The organism is Pseudomonas sp. LBUM1676, from assembly GCF_059695605.1.
In genome coordinates, this window is sequence record NZ_CP166777.1 from 5,200,218 (window position 1) to 5,217,352 (window position 17,135).

12 protein-coding genes and 2 pseudogenes are annotated in these 17,135 nt (G+C 50.5%); 4 read left to right on the top strand and 10 right to left on the bottom strand.

Annotation, left to right across the window (positions count from 1 at the left end):
• Positions 1–55: 55 nt before the first annotated feature.
• The 5 genes and pseudogenes from ACA041_RS24010 to fdxA form a co-directional block, all read right to left on the bottom strand.
• A pseudogene (locus tag ACA041_RS24010) lies at positions 56–607 on the bottom strand (ferredoxin--NADP reductase); the annotation flags it as partial.
• A 38-nt stretch (positions 608–645) separates the two neighbouring features.
• Positions 646–1,865, bottom strand: a protein-coding gene (locus tag ACA041_RS24015) for an IS3 family transposase (protein WP_497434342.1) whose coding sequence is annotated in 2 segments (ribosomal slippage) — positions 646–1,520 and positions 1,520–1,865 — 1,221 coding nt in all. Because the reading frame shifts where the segments join, the coding sequence is not laid out codon by codon here.
• Between the two features lie 68 nt (positions 1,866–1,933).
• Positions 1,934–2,161, bottom strand: a pseudogene (locus ACA041_RS24020) (FAD-binding oxidoreductase); the annotation flags it as partial.
• Between the two features lie 17 nt (positions 2,162–2,178).
• Positions 2,179–3,177 (bottom strand): GTP 3',8-cyclase MoaA, encoded by a 999-nt coding sequence (moaA, locus tag ACA041_RS24025; protein WP_497438012.1) that lies wholly within the window; start codon positions 3,175–3,177, stop codon positions 2,179–2,181.
• 1 nt (position 3,178) lies between these two features.
• Positions 3,179–3,517, bottom strand: a complete 339-nt coding sequence (gene fdxA, locus ACA041_RS24030) for a ferredoxin FdxA (RefSeq protein ID WP_497438013.1) — start codon at positions 3,515–3,517, stop codon at positions 3,179–3,181.
• Positions 3,518–4,127: 610 nt separating this feature from the next.
• Here fdxA and ACA041_RS24035 point away from each other — a divergent pair.
• The 4 genes from ACA041_RS24035 (at position 4,128) to ACA041_RS24050 (ending at position 9,677) form a co-directional block, all read left to right on the top strand.
• Entirely contained in the window at positions 4,128–6,410 is a 2,283-nt protein-coding gene (locus tag ACA041_RS24035; RefSeq protein WP_497438014.1) for a molybdopterin-dependent oxidoreductase, read from the top strand.
• Between the two features lie 185 nt (positions 6,411–6,595).
• Complete coding sequence (locus ACA041_RS24040; protein WP_497438015.1) at positions 6,596–8,281, top strand: AMP-binding protein; 1,686 nt, start codon at positions 6,596–6,598, stop codon at positions 8,279–8,281.
• 50 nt (positions 8,282–8,331) lie between these two features.
• The gene (locus tag ACA041_RS24045) at positions 8,332–9,060 is read left to right on the top strand and encodes an SDR family oxidoreductase (protein WP_497438016.1); all 729 of its coding nucleotides are present in this window, start codon (positions 8,332–8,334) and stop codon (positions 9,058–9,060) included.
• Between the two features lie 26 nt (positions 9,061–9,086).
• Entirely contained in the window at positions 9,087–9,677 is a 591-nt protein-coding gene (locus ACA041_RS24050; RefSeq protein WP_497438017.1) for a 2-hydroxychromene-2-carboxylate isomerase, read from the top strand.
• A 153-nt stretch (positions 9,678–9,830) separates the two neighbouring features.
• Here the strand turns inward: ACA041_RS24050 and ACA041_RS24055 are convergent, their stop codons facing one another.
• The 5 genes from ACA041_RS24055 to ACA041_RS24075 form a co-directional block, all read right to left on the bottom strand.
• A complete protein-coding gene (locus ACA041_RS24055) occupies positions 9,831–11,087 on the bottom strand; it encodes an OprD family porin (RefSeq protein ID WP_497438018.1) in 1,257 nt (418 codons plus the stop codon).
• A gap of 195 nt (positions 11,088–11,282) precedes the next feature.
• Positions 11,283–13,058 (bottom strand): acyl-CoA dehydrogenase family protein, encoded by a 1,776-nt coding sequence (locus tag ACA041_RS24060; protein WP_497438019.1) that lies wholly within the window; start codon positions 13,056–13,058, stop codon positions 11,283–11,285.
• Between the two features lie 90 nt (positions 13,059–13,148).
• Positions 13,149–14,492 (bottom strand): MFS transporter, encoded by a 1,344-nt coding sequence (locus tag ACA041_RS24065; protein WP_497438021.1) that lies wholly within the window; start codon positions 14,490–14,492, stop codon positions 13,149–13,151.
• A 229-nt stretch (positions 14,493–14,721) separates the two neighbouring features.
• Positions 14,722–15,531: a crotonase/enoyl-CoA hydratase family protein gene (locus tag ACA041_RS24070; RefSeq protein ID WP_497438022.1), complete on the bottom strand. Its 810-nt coding sequence runs from the start codon at positions 15,529–15,531 to the stop codon at positions 14,722–14,724.
• Positions 15,528–17,129, bottom strand: coding sequence for an AMP-binding protein (locus ACA041_RS24075; RefSeq protein WP_497438023.1), 1,602 nt, complete (start codon positions 17,127–17,129; stop codon positions 15,528–15,530). Before ACA041_RS24075 ends, ACA041_RS24070 begins: the two co-directional genes overlap by 4 nt.
• Between the last annotated feature and the right edge of the window lie 6 nt (positions 17,130–17,135).

A 17,135-nucleotide genomic window follows, 5' to 3' on the forward strand; every position in this document is an offset into this window, starting at 1 on the left:
TTTCTCACGAGCAAGGCCGCCCCGGCGTGCAAAGGAGCGCCCCTGAACTGGTCAACTATTTCTCGACAAAGGCACGTTCGATAACGTAATCGCCGGGGGCATGGCTAGTACCTTCGACGAAGCCCCTCCTCTCAAGTATTTCCACCAAATCTTTGAGCATTGTTGGGCTTCCACAAATCATTACTCGATCAGTGGCGGGGTCAAAAGGCGGTAGACCGATCACCTCAAAAAGCGCTCCGGACTCGATAAGGTCGGTCAGCCGTCCCTGATTTTCAAATGGTTCACGAGTGACGGTTGGATAGTAGGTGAGCTTCTCCTTCACCATCTCACCAAAGAACTCGTTATCCGGCAGGTCATCCGTGATGTGCTCGAAGTAACCCAATTCACTTTTCCAACGAACACCGTGGGTCAGAATGATCCTGTCGAAGGCTTCGTAAAATTCCGGATCTCTGACAACACTCATGAAGGGTGCCAGACCAGTCCCAGTCGACAACAAATATAGGTTTTTCCCCGGTTTGAGGTTGTCCATGATTAGCGAGCCAGTGGGCTTGCGCCCGATTAGCAGTTGATCTCCAACCTGCAAGTGCTGAAGGCGTGACGTGAGTGGGTGGACTTGCCCCTACAAAACCGGACACCAACTCCCCATTAAATGGATGCCGCTGCCAAGCGCCTGAACTCTCTCGGTGAGCGATAGTTCAAAGCGCTGTGCGGATGCTGCTCGTTGTAATGCTCAAAGGCAATTGCCAGGTTACGCAGCGCCGTTTCTCGATCCGGCTTGGGCATGTGCGCCACATAATCCCGCTTGATCGTCTTCACGAAGCTCTCGGCCATGCCGTTGCTCTGCGGGCTGCGCACTGGGGTGGTCACCGGCTGCAAACCGATCTGCCGAGCAAATAGGCGCGTCTGTTCGGCGGTGTACGCCGAGCCGTTGTCGCTTAGCCACTGCACCGGCATGGCGGGCAGTTGATCACCGAAACGCTTCTCCACACTTTCCAGCATCAAGTCGCGGATATCATCGCCGCTGTACCCGGTCGGGCTCGCGACCCAGCCGATGGCTTCGCGATCACAGCAGTCCAGGGCGAAGGTCACGCTCAGTTTGGCGCCGTCCTCGCAACGGAACTCAAAGCCGTCCGAGCACCAACGTGTATCGCTGGTTTCCACCGCAATTCGGCCTTCGTGCCGACGCGGCACGCCGGGCTGTTTGATTCGGCGCTCAAGCAGCAAGTTGTGATCACGCATGACCCGGTAAACCCGCTTCACGTTGATCGCGGGCAGCAACTGGGTTTCACGGGCGCGACGCAGCAATCCCCAGACACGACGGTAGCCATAGCTGGGCAATTCGCTGACCTGTTGCTGGATTTCGGCCACCAACTCCGCGTCGTTCACAGGCCTGCTTCGCCGTACTTTGGGCGATACCGATTGCTTGATTCGAACCGTTAATTGCGAGCGCGCCACACCGAGACATTCGCTGACCAGCTTCACTGGTCGTCCCCCGGCAACAAGGGTGAGTGCGCAATCCATTTTCGCGACCGGGCGATCTCCACGGCCTCTTTGAGGATTTCTGCTTCCATCGTCTTCTTGCCCAGCATCCGTTGCAGTTCACGGATCTGCTTGAGTGCATCGCTCAGCTCAGAGGCCGGCACCACGGCTTCACCCGCGCTGACCGCCGACAGGCTGCCGTCCTGATAGAGCTTGCGCCACAGGAACAACTGGTTGGCATTGATGCCGTTGCGCCGAGCGACCACCGACACACTTTGTCCTGGCTCAAGGCTCTCGCGAACCATGGCCAGCTTTTGCTCCGGGCTCCAGCGGCGCCGCCGCTCCTGACCCAAAAGCTCCCCACTCTTATCGTTGCTGTTAGTCATAAACATAACCGTTTGCCTATCCCTTATCGTAAGGGGGAAACGGTGTCCTGTCTTTCATGGGGCTCGTACAGTGGGCCATCTGCAACCTTGATACTGTAGAACTCCAAGTGGTCTTCATAATGTGCACTGACCACGCTGTAAGCCCGCATCAATGGCTTGCCTTCAACCTCCAGACCGATCATCACAAATTGGCCCGTCTTAAACCTCAAGGAGGGATCGCGGGTAGTCGTAAAACTGAACAACGTGTCATTCCAGTGGTGAACACTGAGTACTGTTTCCGGTGCAACAGATGACATAGCTGGCTCCTATATCCTTACCCACCCGTCATGTTCATGAAACGAACAATCTGAGGGGGTTCATTGAGGTCGAAGTAATGGCGTTCGGGCTTAAGCGACATTGCCTGCCGGATCTTGCTTTTAAGGGCATCTGAATCATTAGGGTTTTCACGTATTACTTGGCGTAAATCGATGGAGTGCTCATTGCCCAAACACAACAACAACCGCCCCTCCGCTGTCACGCGGATGCGATTGCAGCTGCCGCAAAAGTTATTACTGTGCGGAGAGATAAAACCAACAGAGATGGGGCTGTCACCCATACGATGGTAGCGCGCAGGCCCACCAGTGTTCTCATCTGTCGGCATCAGCGGATACTCATGCGAGATCGTCGCTCTGATCTCCTCACTAGAGACGAAACTGAGCTTTCGATCGTGCTCATTGATATGACCAAGAGGCATTTCTTCGATGAAAGTGATGTCGAGAGACTCACGCCTGGCAAACCTTACGAGCTCAACGATCTCGTCGTCATTACGACCACGAAGAATGACTGCATTGAGCTTTACACGCTCGAAGCCAGATTTTTGAGCAGCACTAATCCCTTCTAGCACCCGCTTTAACTTGCCGGTACGGGTCAGCTCAGCGAAACGCTTCGGCCTTAAGCTGTCGAGGCTCACATTAATGCGATCCAATCCGGCCGCTTTCAGTGGCTTTGCATAAAGATTGAGACGCTCACCATTGGTAGTCAACGCCAGCTGATCCAGGCCGGGCAATCCGGCGAGGTTTTCGACTATCCAAGGTAGGTTCGCATGAACAAGCGGTTCTCCTCCCGTGAGCCTTATTTTGTTTACTCCGAGACCAACGAACGCGGAACTGACTTGGAACAGCTCCTCTTTGCTCAGCACCTGGTTACGAGGAAGAAAGCGCATTTTCTCAGGCATGCAATAAACGCAGCGAAAGTTGCAGCGATCCGTTACAGACAATCGCAAATAGGTAATCGGACGGTGAAACCCGTCCTGCAACAACGCTGCTGAACTCATGTCAGGCTCCGTTGCGATCTAGTTCAGCCAGCTTTCCCTTAGCACCTGTCCATCGTTCGTGCTGGGCAAGGGCAGCCTTCTGTACGGTGATCTGAGTCCAGCTAGGGTGAACAGACAGCTCTGCGTTTAACCGTATAAATTCCTTTTGATCTTCCGGTACGTCGTCGTCGGCGCGGATAGCATCGACTGGACATTCAGGTTCACACAGAGCGCAATCAATGCACTCGTCAGGATTAATCACCAGGAAATTTGGCCCTTCGTAGAAACAGTCAACTGGGCAAACTGAGACACAGTCGGTGTGCTTGCACTGGATGCACTCCTCCAACACTACGAACGTCATGCTGATATCTCCTCGTTATTTTTATGCGCTACACGTAAATGCGTAGTCGGAAACGGACTGCCCAGGGGTATTCATAAATGCCCATTTGAACAACTCTGAGTCAGTGCCCTTCTTCCAATACTGCTTGCTGTGCCCTCGTAGCTTCTGTGCTCGTGCCTCTTACACCGAATACATGGACACTCGAGCTTCTGATTGCTGCTGATAACGCCTCAATCTGTGCTGCAGACGCTTGTTTAGGTGCGGCGCTTTGGTACGCACGTGAAGACTGAAGGCCACGTGTTCACCACATAAATCGCAACGCATTTCATTTTGTAAATCAGGTTGGAAATGGTGCTCGCCATACTGCATGAGGCGACCTCTCGGAATGGTAATCAATGAGTCAAGGTGCTTGAAGGGCATCAAAATCGTGTACCTCAGACAATTCGTATTCAAACGATCGTTTGATGAACGATCGTTAGGCTATCCCTGAAATTTCATGCTGTCAAAGGGGTTCGATCAAATTTTTTTCACCCGCGCTTGATGATTGACATGACCCGGAACGCCGGATTATTGTCTTTTGCCGAACGATCGTTCCATAAATAAAAATCATCGCCCTGAGGAGTCATCTCGGATGCACACTGAGAAAACCGCTTGCATTCTCTGTTCACGTGTTTGCGGGTTAACCGTGGACATCGAGGATGGAAAATTCGTCAAGATAAAGGGCGACGATGATCACCCAATGTCCAAAGGCTACATCTGTCAGAAAGCTGCTCGGCTGGAGCATTATCAGAACCACGACGATCGTCTAACGCATCCACTTAAACGCCAGCCAGATGGAAGCTTCGTTAAAGTGAGCTGGGATCAGGCACTTTCAGAGATCGCCGCGCAGCTAAATTCGGTCAAAAAAGACTCAGGCGGAGACGCCTTTGCCCTTGTTGGCGGTGGGGGTCAGGGCAACCACCTGGGTGTGCTCTATGGACAACAGCTGTTAGGCGCTATGGGGAGCCGATTTGTGTACTCCGCCTTAGCTCAAGAAAAAACTCAGGACTTCTGGGTTAACGGACGCTTGTTTGGCGAGCAGACCTGCCACACCACCGAGGATGTTGAACACGCAGATTACGTGCTATTCATAGGCTGCAACCCCTTTCAGTCTCATGGCATCCCCAACGCCCGTGACACATTGAAAGCAATCAAGAAAGACCCAAACCGCACCATGGTAGTGGTAGACCCTCGTAAATCGGAGACTGCCAAACAGGCTGATATTCACCTTCAACTTCGCCCAGGCACCGATGCCTTCCTCCTCTCCGCGATCTTGGCCATCATTGTCCGTGAAGGACTGCACGATCGCGATTTTGTGTCCAAATACTGCACAGGCTTTGAAGAGTTAAAAAAAGAGCTACTGACGCTCCCGATCGAAGAATACGTGCGTCGCGCCGACGTACCACTTGAAGATGTTTATCGTGTAGCTCGAGGTTTTGCCACCGCCAATACTGCTTGCGTGCGGATTGATCTGGGTCTCCAGCAGACTCTGCACTGCACCCTAAATGCCTATCTGGAGAAGTTGCTGTATCTGGTTACAGGCAATTTCGGTAGAAAGGGTGGCAACAATCTGCATACTTATATGATCCCCCTGATCGGTAATACTGACGAACGCAAAACTGTCGATGGTAAAAAACTAAAGCTTACAGCTCATCACAAAATGATTCCGATTTCGGGATTGTATCCACCTAATATCTTGCCGGATGAAATTGAGCACGGCGGTATCCGTGCAGTATGGGTCGACAGCTCGAATCCACTGATGACCTCGGCCGACACCGCAGCATACGAACGGGCATTCAACAAACTCGATCTTTTGGTTGTGGTCGACATAGCGCTAACCGAGACCGCTCGATTAGCGCATTACGTATTGCCAGCGGCGTCGCAGTTTGAGAAGTGGGAAGCTTCCGGCTTCAACCTTGAGTTCCCTGAAAACTTTTTCCAGCTGCGCAAGCCGCTTTTCTCGCCCCATGGCGAATCACTGCCAGAGCCGGAGATCTACACCCGTCTTCTAGTGAAGATGGGCTTGATTCCTGATCGTTTCCCGATCCTTGAGCAGATTGCCAAGTTGGAGCCCAAAGCCACAGGTCATCAAATTTTCTTGGCCTCGTTTGCCGCAACTCTATCTCGCAAGAAATCCTGGGTGAGATATGGCGCGTCGATTCTCTACCGCTCATTGGGTAAAGCACTTCCCGAAGACGCGGCCGCCGGAGCAATTTTCTTCCCCTTGGCCTTGGCGTACACGTCAAAGTATCGCGAAGCGGTCGTTCGCGCCGGATTTGAGGGCAACCGCTTCACGTTAGCGGCGTCACTTTTTAGAGCCATCCTGAGTCGGCATTCCGGCACTATCATTAGCAAACATGAATTTAAGGATGTCTGGACTCTGATCAAAAATAAAGACGGCCTCATCCATCTGCACATCGATGAGATGCTTGCCGACTTGAAAGATTTGAGAACCGAGGCGCAACCGTTTACAGACTATCCATTCATTTTGATGGCTGGCGAGCGGCGCAGTTACAACGCCAACCAAATTTTTCGCGATCCCAACTGGCGTAAGGTCGACAAAGATGGAGCGATGCGTATGCACCCGAGCGACGCTCAAACATTGACTATCGCCGATGGAGAGCGCGTGATTTGTAAGTCTGCAACAGGACAGATTGAAGTCACAGTGGAGATCGATGACAGCGTGAGGTTAGGGATGGTGTCATTACCCCATGGGTACGGCATGAGGTTCAAAAATAGCGATCCGATCGGGCCTCAACTCAACATCTTAACGAGTGGAGCACACTGCGACCCCTTCACCAAAACGCCGTACCACAAACACGTGCCAGTTAATATTTTCAAGATCGATAAAACTCTTTCTCGCGCGACTGCTTAATTTGGCAGATGGGGAGTGACTGCCCACGACGTCGTCACTCTCCTGCGCTTTTTTTTGCCCACGATATGTGATTACGCCTCGGGGCGTGAATGATAAGCAGCAGCCCAACACACTTACCTCACAATTCAACTAGCTAAATTGTGAGGCTTGGACAATAACAATAGATACGGGCCGAGGTTACAACAATGCAGGCTGATTTTTGGAATAATAAACGCCCTTTGGGAATTGCTAACGAAATAGACCCAAATGTCTACAAATCTCTTTTGGATGTAATCTCGCGTGCCTGCCGGCAGTTCGAAAGTCGACCAGCGATTAGCAACATGGGAGTTACGCTCACTTTCGGGGAACTTGATCGTCTGGCAGCAGCTTTCGCAACCTATCTTCAGCGACACACAAATCTTGAGCCTGGCGATCGTATCGCCATACAAATGCCTAATCTTTTACAATACCCAATTGCAGTATTTGGGGCATTGCGCGCAGGTTTGATCGTTGTGAACACCAATCCTCTGTACACCGCGCGGGAGATGCGGCATCAGTTCAAAGATTCCGGAGCCCGTGCCCTAGTTTATCTCAACATGTTTGGAGATCGGGTTGAGGAAGTCCTCGGTGATACTCAGATTGAGTTTTTGATTGAAGCAAAAGTTGGCGATTTGCTTCCCAACTGGAAAGGCTGGCTGACAAACACGGTACTCAAGCACGGCAAAAAAATGGTGCCGACTTATCACCTTCCGCAAGCTGTCTCCTTCAAATCCGTTTTAACTCAAACGCAAGGTCTAACTCCAGTTCCCCTAAACGTAGGTTTAGACGACATCGCGATTATCCAGTATACCGGTGGCACTACCGGTGTCGCCAAAGGTGCAATGCTCACTCACCGCAACCTCGTCGCCAACATGCTGCAAATGAGCGCTTGGCTTAAGCAGGAAGGAGACGACGGGAAGACAGTAATGACAGAGGGCCAGGAGGTCATGATCTCCCCCCTTCCCCTTTATCACATCTACGCATTCACAGCCGGTATGTGCATGATGGTAAACGGTCAACACAGCATTTTGATTACCAATCCTCGCGATGTTGGAGGACTGATTAAAGAGATGCGTAAATGGCGCTTTACGCTGTTTTTAGGGTTGAATACTCTCTTTGTCGCCATGCTGAGTGATAGCAAGTTTAGGGGCTTGAACTTCTCCCATCTCAAGATCACCTACTCGGCGGGAAGCGCTTTAGTCATGGATACCGCCCTCCGGTGGAAGTCGGCAACAGGTTGTTCAGTGATTGAGGGCTACGGGCTTACCGAAACTGCTCCAGTAGCCTCTTTGAATCTGTATGGCAAAGGTGCTCGACTGGGCTCGGTAGGCCTACCAATGCCCAGTACCACATTCAAAATTATTGACGATAACGGCGTCGAGCAGCCTTTAGGATCTCGTGGAGAGCTTTGCATAAAAGGGCCGCAGGTAATGCTGGGCTATTGGCAACGTCCAGAAGCCACTGGTGAAGTACTAGATTCAGATGGTTGGTTAAAAAGCGGTGACATTGCGGTGATAGACACTGAGGGTTTTGTTCACATTGTAGACCGCAAGAAGGACATGATCATTGTGTCTGGGTTTAACGTATACCCAAATGAGATAGAGGAAGTAATAATGAGCCACCCGAAAGTGGCGAACTGCGCGGTTGTAGGAATTTCTGATCAGAAATCAGGCGAGGCAGTAAAACTTTTTGTTGTTCCAAGTGACGCCAGTCTTACAGTGGAAGAACTTAAAAGCTTTTGCCGGGACAATTTTACTGGCTACAAAGTACCCAAACACATCGTCATCAGAGACTCTTTACCACTCACGCCGGTCGGCAAGGTTTTGCGCCGTGAATTGCGAGACCTAGCCTGACACGGCTGCACCTCCTAGATAACAGATACGTTCACTAGAGGAATTCACTCATGCATAACAAGAAGGTTGTATTAGTGGTTGGTGCAGGCGACGCCACAGGCGGTGCTATAGCCAAGCGTTTTGCTAGGGAGGGATTCGCCGTATGCGTCACACGACGCAGCGCCGATAAACTTCAGTCGCTGGTGGAGGCGATACAGGGTGAAGGAGGTGAGGCAGAGGGTTTCGCTTGCGATGCGCGCAAGGAGGAAGACGTCATCGCGCTGATCGAAGACATCGAAACTCGTATTGGCCCGATCGAGGCATTTGTCTTCAACATCGGCGCCAACGTACCTTGCAGCATCCTTGAGGAAACCGCACGCAAGTATTTCAAAATTTGGGAAATGGCGTGTTTTTCTGGGTTTCTCAACGCCCGCGAGGTGGCCAAACGAATGGTGACCCGCCAGCGCGGAACCATCCTATTCACCGGCGCCACTGCCGGCCTTCGCGGCTCATCAGGTTTTGCAGCGTTTGCCGGCGCAAAACACGGCATCCGCGCATTAGCTCAAAGCATGGCTCGGGAGCTGGGCCCGCTGAACATCCATGTAGCGCATGTCGTAGTCGATGGTGCCATTGATACCGATTTCATCCGCAACAACTTCCCCGAAAAATATGCCACCAAGGATCAGGACGGCATTCTCGACCCCAACCATATCGCTGAAAGCTATTGGTATCTGCACGCTCAACCACGCGACGCCTGGACGTTTGAACTGGATCTGCGCCCATGGAATGAACGCTGGTAATACCTTCCCAAATACAGAGAGCAATCATGAGCAAAACAGTAGAGTTCTATTTTGACCTAGGCAGTCCGACCACCTACCTGGCTTACACACAGCTGCCGAAAATCTGCGCTGATACCGGCAGTCAGTTGATCTTTGTCCCGATGCTGTTGGGTGCAGTGTTCAATGCTACCGGCAACGCGTCACCGGCGATGATCCCGGCCAAGGCTCCTTATATGATTCAAGATTTGAGCCGCTTCGCCCAGCGCTACGGCGTGCCGCTGAAATTCAACCCGCATTTTCCGATCAATACGTTGACGCTGATGCGAGCTGTCACCGGTATGCAGATGCACCAACCGAGTCGCTTTCTGGGCTTTATTGATTGCCTGTTCAATGCGCTCTGGGTTCAGGCCCGCAACCTTAATGACCCTGCCACGGTGGCGGCAGTGCTGAGCGAAAATGGCTTCAATCCTGACGAAGTGTTGGCACTGAGCAACGATGATGCTGTTAAATCCACGCTCAAGGAAAATACTGAAATTGCCATTAAGCGTGGCGTTTTCGGAGCCCCGAGCATGTTCATCGAAAACCAGCTTTATTTCGGTCAGGATCGACTCGACTTTGTAGAGCAAGCGCTGCGTTAAATTGCTTCTTAGGCGCCCTTGAGCCGCATTCAATTGAAGTAGTTCAAGGGCGCATCACTGTTAGTTTAGTCCCAAACCCGTCCCCCCATGGATTTCAAGAACACCAGACTTGTGTCTTACTTTTTTATCGCTGAATGCCCGAGATGTTAGACTTCAGAGTGGAATCGAATACGTAAAAATCATACGATTCTCGTCAATGTCGTTGCCAAAATTTGTAGAGCGGACGGTAGCATTGCGAAACTTAACGCCCAAATTTTTTAGCATGCCACTTTGTATCACGTAAGAGATGTCTGTATCACGCTCCCACTCCTTTCCCTCCGGCCGACCAGCGCCTAGGCCAATGTTATCACCTGTCAAATAGCGCGTCATAAATGTCAATCCCGGCAAGCCTAGTGACGCAAAATTGTAGTCATATCGGGTTTGCCAAGACCGCTCTGAGACATTACCAAAATCATTTATTTGCACAAAATTAATCAAAAAGGCATCGGAACCGTTTATGTAAGCAAAACCGCTGTCGCCACTCATACGCTGGTACCCAACACCAAATGCATGCGAGTCCAAACTGTAAGTGAACATCGCGCCAAACGCGTTGTTATCAACCCCACTAGAGCTAACTTCAGTCGAACGACTAAAACGAATATCGCTTTTCAACGCGCTTTTGGCGCCGAACGGAAGCAAATGATTGAGCGTAAAAACGTGTTGCTTATATACGTCATTTAAATCTCCATAGCCATAACCAACGGTTAGTCTATCATTCCACTTATAGCTAAAATTTGCGAAATCGAAATGATTACTTTTAGGTTGGCGAGGGTGGATATTCTTCACACCCACTGTCGAGACACTGATGTCCTCGTTATCTGAGGAGTCCCTCTGATTAACCTTCTCAAGTCTACCTGCGTCGAATGTTAGACCAGCAAGCTCTTGCGAATTGAGTTGGCCTCCCTCGAACGTCTGTGGAAGCAATCTGGAGTCGTTTGCCTGAAGTAGTGGCAACTTGGGTGTCAATGTACCCAATTTCAGCACACTCTTTGAGATACGTACTTTAGCGGTCACACCTGCTTCGCCGTATTCGTCTTCAGCTCTTCGAGGTGATTCACGATCGCGCTGGAGTAGTCCAGTTCCCGATCGGTCTGGGCTTGAATCAAGTTTGACACCTAGGAGACCTATAGCATCAAAGCCTAACCCCACAGAACCCTGGGTAAACCCAGATTCATAACGAAGCAGAAAACCCTGTGCCCACTCCTCAGCTTTTGACTGAGGGGCACTGCCTTGGCGAAAGTCTCGATTCATATAAAAATTACGCAAATCAAGTGAAGCTTTCGAGTCGTTAAGGAAATCTGCATGTGCGGGTAGACACGCCACCACGCTGCCGGACAAAGCCAGTTTGAATACAAAAGTGCTACGGATCATAATCTGCCTCTATTATTGTTTTTGAAGGGACAGTCACATTTACTTAAAGAATGAGGAACCTGTACCCCCATCTTGCCATTCAACAAGATGGGAGTAGGCGGCGCCTACAACTCAGAACTACCTAAAACTACATCTCTGCCTAAAGATCGCGGCTAACACGATTGTGTTTAGATTCCACACTCTTAATCAAGCGCACTAAAACTCTTCATTAGCGAACGCCATGGTCGCTTGACTCGCGGTGTAGATCGCTCCGTAATGATAATCAGACTTAGGAAACACCTGCTGAAAGAAGAAGTTGCCGGTCTTTAACTTAGCTTGAGCAAAGCGGTCATCCTTATCACTAACTATCTTTGAAGATGCACGAATTACCTTAGACCAGGCAAATCCCATCGCAATCAATCCGAACAGCTGCAAATAATGATGACTTGCTGCACCACTCAAATTTACGTCTGCCTGAGCATTGGAGGTGACATAATCAGTGGCGCGTCGCAAGCACGTCATGGCCTTGGCAAGTGACTCAGAGGCTTCTGAACGAGTAGCCGACAAGGCTTTTATTTCCTCATCGACAAGCGCAAAAAAACCCTGAACGGTCTTGCCATCGTTCATCGTAATTTTTCGATCAATCAAGTCGAGGCCCTGAATTCCGTTTGTACCCTCGTACAGCGAAATGATTCTTCCATCTCTCACGAATTGCTCTACGCCTGTTTCTCTGATGTATCCATGGCCGCCAAATACTTGAACTGCTGCGTTAGTCGCCTCAAATGATTGATCACTGAAAAAAGCTTTGAGCACAGGCGTCAACAGCGCAAGGAGATCATCACATTCAGCCCTGACATGAGGATCAGGATGCTGTTGGCTTCGATCCAGATGCATCCCTGCCCACATCCAAAGGGCACGTGCACCTTCGATGAAACACTTGCCCGTCAAAAGATTTCGTCTTACGTCGGGATGGTTGATGATTGCAACCGGTTCACCACCAGCTGCTTGTCCTGGACTGCGCCCCTGCAGCCTTTCAGTGGCGTATTCGGTAGCCTTCTGGCATGCCGCCTCCGCCAAGCTTACAGCCTGGACTGCAACACCCAAGCGTGAGGAGTTCATCATCGTGAACATGGCTTTCATGCCACGATGCGGCTGGCCGATCAACCAAGCCGTGGCCCCCTCAAAAGCTAAACTCGCCGTCGCGGAGGCACGCAAACCCATTTTGTGCTCAATCCCGGTGCACACGATAGAATTTCGCAACGACCAACTGCCGTCTTCCGCCTGCAATAGTTTCGGGACGGCAAACAGCGAGATGCCTTTAATGCCAGGAGGTGCATCGGGTAACCGAGCGAGCACGAGATGGATAATGTTTTCCGACAGATCATGTTCGCCACCAGTGACGAAAATTTTAGTGCCGGAAATCTTATAACCACCGATGCCATCGGCTTCGGCGCGAGTTCTAAGTAAACCTAAATCGGATCCACAATGAGGTTCAGTGAGGCACATCGTTCCAGTCCAACTACCGTCTACAAGACGTGGAAGAAAACGCTGCTTCAGTTCTAACGAGCCGTGAGCCGAAATAGCCTTGTAGGCGCCTTGGGTTAAACCAGCATAAGTACCGAACGAGCTATTGGCTGCACTGGTTATCTCCCGAATAACCAGTCCAATAACATGTGGTAATCCTTGACCACCATATTCATGCGAAGCTACCAGGCCAGTCCAACCACCCTCTCGATAAAGCTTGAACGCCTCCTTGAATCCTTTTGGCGTACTGACTAGACCGTTATCCCAATGACAGCCCTCCTCATCACCACTACGATTGAGAGGAGCAAGCTCGTTTTGAGCAACGCGTGCACTCTCTAGAATTATTGCCTCGATCAACTCCGGAGTAAAATCCTCGTAGCCTGGAAGAGCCTGCACTTGCCCAGAGTAATCTAGAACGCTGTTCAGCAGAAAGTTGTAATCATTTAAGGGGGCAGCATAATTTGACATCGGAGTACTCCAGTAAAAGTGATGCCTAATCGGCTCACGCCATTGGGGGTGACCGAACAAAAATGTTATGGTCTAAACAGATTTGCTCTTTTAATCGGCGTGCTTAATAAGATGTTGTAGTCGGGCAGCATCTCGCTCAGGGTTAACAAAAATACCCACTACAAGCCCTCCGATCAGGAGCGCAACACCAAAGATTTGATACGCAAAAGAATAACCGGCCAAAGGCAAATCAGCGCGATCGACCAATACACCGACAAGCGAGGGAGCGATAAGGCCAGAAATATTCTGCAAAGCCAAAAAGACACCCAGCGTGCTAGCCAATTGTTTCACAGGGGTTATTTGAGAAATCACAGCGTTCATCATCGGAAGTGCAACGCTCGCACAACCATAGCCAAAGACCAACACACCTACGACTACATATGGTGTTTCTATAGATGGTAGGCAAACAAACGTTAAGCCCCCGACGATCAAAAAACCCGCAGTGGTGAGTGCGCGCGTCATTCGGGCAGTGTAGTTACGACTGGACAAACGGTCGGCGATGAAAGTTGAGCCGAACATCATGATAAGAGAGGCAATGCTGGGAAGGCCGAACATTAAGCCCGATTGCAATCTAGAAAAACCTAAGCCCACTTCTAAATAGGAAGGTATCCAGGTGATCGAGGCAGCCACAACCGCATACACTGTGAAAGTACCGAATAGTGCGCCTAGAAATGAGGGGATCAGGAGAATTTTGCTCAGTGGCAAACGAGCGACAGTTTCAGTCTCAATACTTTTTTCGTTGAGAGCGACACCTGACCTATTGGTATCATGGCGAGCGTAGGGCCCCTCTTTGGCTATAAACAGCCAGAGCAAGCACCACATGAAACTTACCCCCCCCATGACGATGAAGCACGCGCGCCACCCCCAAGCAGCTAATATCAGTGCAAGAATTGGCGCTACCAAAATCTTGGCAAGCGATGAGCCAGAGGTTACTAGAGCAGATGGAAAACTACGTTTTGCTGGTGGGAACCATTGAAAAACAGCAGTGTTCGCCATCGCCGTCGCTGGCCCTTCTGCGGCACCGAGTAAAATACGGGAAAACAACAGAACCCCAAAAGTACCAGAAACAAGAATTGGAAATTGAATCATTCCCCAAATCAATGCCAGCGTTAGCAAAATCCAACGGACTTGAAACCTATCTCCTAAAAAGCCGACAGCGGCCCCGCTAATGCTAAATAAAAAGAAAAAAGCACTGCCTGTATACCCGATCTGGGATGCTGTAAGCCCCAAATCCTCCTGCAACGCGCGGGCGACTATTCCTATGATAGCTTTGTCTGCCCAGTTGATGGTGGCAAACATCACAACCATTGCAGTGACTGACCATGCGCGATATTTCAAACTTTCATCCCGAGATAAGGCCGCTGAATCAGGTCGTGACTCTATGTTAATTGTCATGGTACGCGCCTCCTATTTTTATTTTTGTAGATCGTAGTGTGAATAACCAATAAACGTAATGAAGCGTCCCTAGCATCTTTACTAATAGCTTAAGCCAAGCCCGCTTAAATGCACGGGCTAGACTCAATGCTCAAACTCAGTGCTTTGTAGCGCTCAATTCATATGCAATTTATTGGTTTTAAAATGCTGATAAATTGACGCAACTCTAAGTCAATGGGAGTTTTTAACGTTAATATCCCAAGAATTTAGCCGGTCGGCGCTCTACAAAAGATTTGCGCCCTTCAGCTGCATCTTCTGAACCGAGCAAAGCGACCAAATCTGGCACTAACTGCTGCGACGCGATGATTTCGCCTTCGCGCATCGCACGCGTAGCAGATTTCAGAGCGGTTTGTACGCCAAGAGGCGCCTGGGCTGATATGGACTGAGCAATTTCGACTGCACGCTGCAGCTGACCTCCCATCGGAACAACTTCTTGTACCAGGCCAATTCTTAGTGCTTCCTGCACATCGAACGTATCGCCCGTTAAAATCCATCGCATAGCATTACCCCAGCCCACTTCTCGCGGGAATCGGATGGTTGCCCCACCAAATGGATAGATACCGCGCGAAACCTCCATCTGGGAAAACTTCGTGTCGGCCGATGCCACTCGCACATCTGTGGCCAACGCAATTTCAATACCTAAGGTCAGACACCAGCCTTGTAGTGCGCATACCACCGGTTTGGTTCGTGGAGCGGTGAAAAACCCCCGCCAGTCAACACCACCTTCGGGTATTCCACCGTTGCCACCCTGCAACGCGTCACTAACCTGTGCTAGATCAAGCCCGCCTGTAAAATGTTCACCGTGGGCAAAAAGCACACCACAGCGGATGTCCTCATCACGCTCCATCTCGCCATAGGCAAGCGCAAGCTGCTCTCGCATATCGACATCGAATGCGTTGCGCTTGTTTACTCGGTTAAGTCCGATTAATAGTAGATGACCGACTTTGTGCCTGGTCACTGTGCGGGAGTCCCCGCTCAAATCGAAATCATTGAAGTTCATACAACAATCTCCGCTTTAGCAGCAAGGTGGGACGAAAGTAGCTGTCGTTTATCAGTTTTCCCAACGGCAGTTCGCGGAAGCACGTCTACCACTTCCAGAATAGTCGGCACTTTGAATGGAGCTAGTTCTGCACGACAACGGGCTATTACATGATCTTTATCAATGCTGGATCCTGGACGTGGCACTAACACGGCTTTCACCGTTTCACCCCGATAGTCATCGGGAACGCCTATAACTGCGACTTCCGCTACCGCTTCGATTTGACCAATTACACGCTCAATTTCAGCTGGATAGACGTTGTATCCACTTGCAACAATGACCTCTTTGAGCCGTCCTACTACATAGAGGTAACCGTCCTCATCGATGGTCGCTATATCGCCTGTAAGCAGCCAACCCTCTTTTAGGACTTGAGCAGTAAGACCCGCCTCGTTCCAATAACCCTTCATCACTTGCGGCCCTTGTATCGCAAGCTCACCACTTTGCCCTGGTGGAACATCAACCAAATCATCACCAACGATCACGATTCTGGCGTCTGTAAAAGGCACGGGAATTCCTGCACTACCAATCCGCCGGTGTAAGAAGGGAGGATTTGTATGCGTTGTCGGCGATGACTCACTCATACCAAAGCCGTCTAGAACCTTTGAACCCACACGTGACTCGAACTGAGTCAGGTGGGCATGAGGCATTTGTGCCCCGGAAGAGTTGAAAATAGTGACTTGATCGAGACCAAAACTTTCAAGATCTTCTTCGCGAAGAAATGCCGTGTACATTGTCGGCACGCCAAAGAAAGCAAACGGTTTCGTATCTCTAATTAACTCCAAAACGGTACGCGCATGAAATCGAGGAACTATCAGCTGCGTCATCCCCATCGCAACGCTCATCAGCGTTACGCATGTGAGCCCAAACACATGGCACATTGGGAGTGTATTTACTACCTTTGCGCCCACCGGTACGGTACAAGCCTTGAATGTTAAACGTAAACGCTGCTCAATATTCGATAGGATGTTCTCATGGGTAAGCATTACAGCCTTAGGTAAGCCGGTCGTCCCACCGGTGTATTGTAAAACTGCAATATCGGAAGACGCGTCCGGGAAATCATGGCATGCGGGAGAGTTTCTGTTCTTCGACACGACCTCGGGCGTAGCCCCTTCGCCAAGTAAACAAATGTCGAATGCTAAGTGCGAGGCGCTACCCTCAAATTTTTCCATCTGCTCTGAAGTCGTCACCAGCAACGACGCCCCTGAGTGAGCCAAAATGCGAGTGACCTCTGCTGCAACATATGCAGCATTCACTTGAACAACAGTGCCGCCAACCATCCACGTAGCAAACAGGGCCGCCACGTACTCAGGCATATTAGGCATGTAGATCGCGACCCGGTGACCTTCGGAGATTCCTGCCTTTTCGAACACTGTTGCCAGCAGCTTGGCCTCAGTTTCCAAACGCCCAAAAGTCCAACTACTTGTTGGAGATGTCAGGGCGACTCTGTCACCATAGTTCTTAGATGCATCGTCCAGCAGCTCGGTCAATTTTTTATTGGCTACATCCAAGGGTTCTAATGCACCCTGAGGATAATATTTGATCCAAGACTTGTTACTCATGGGACT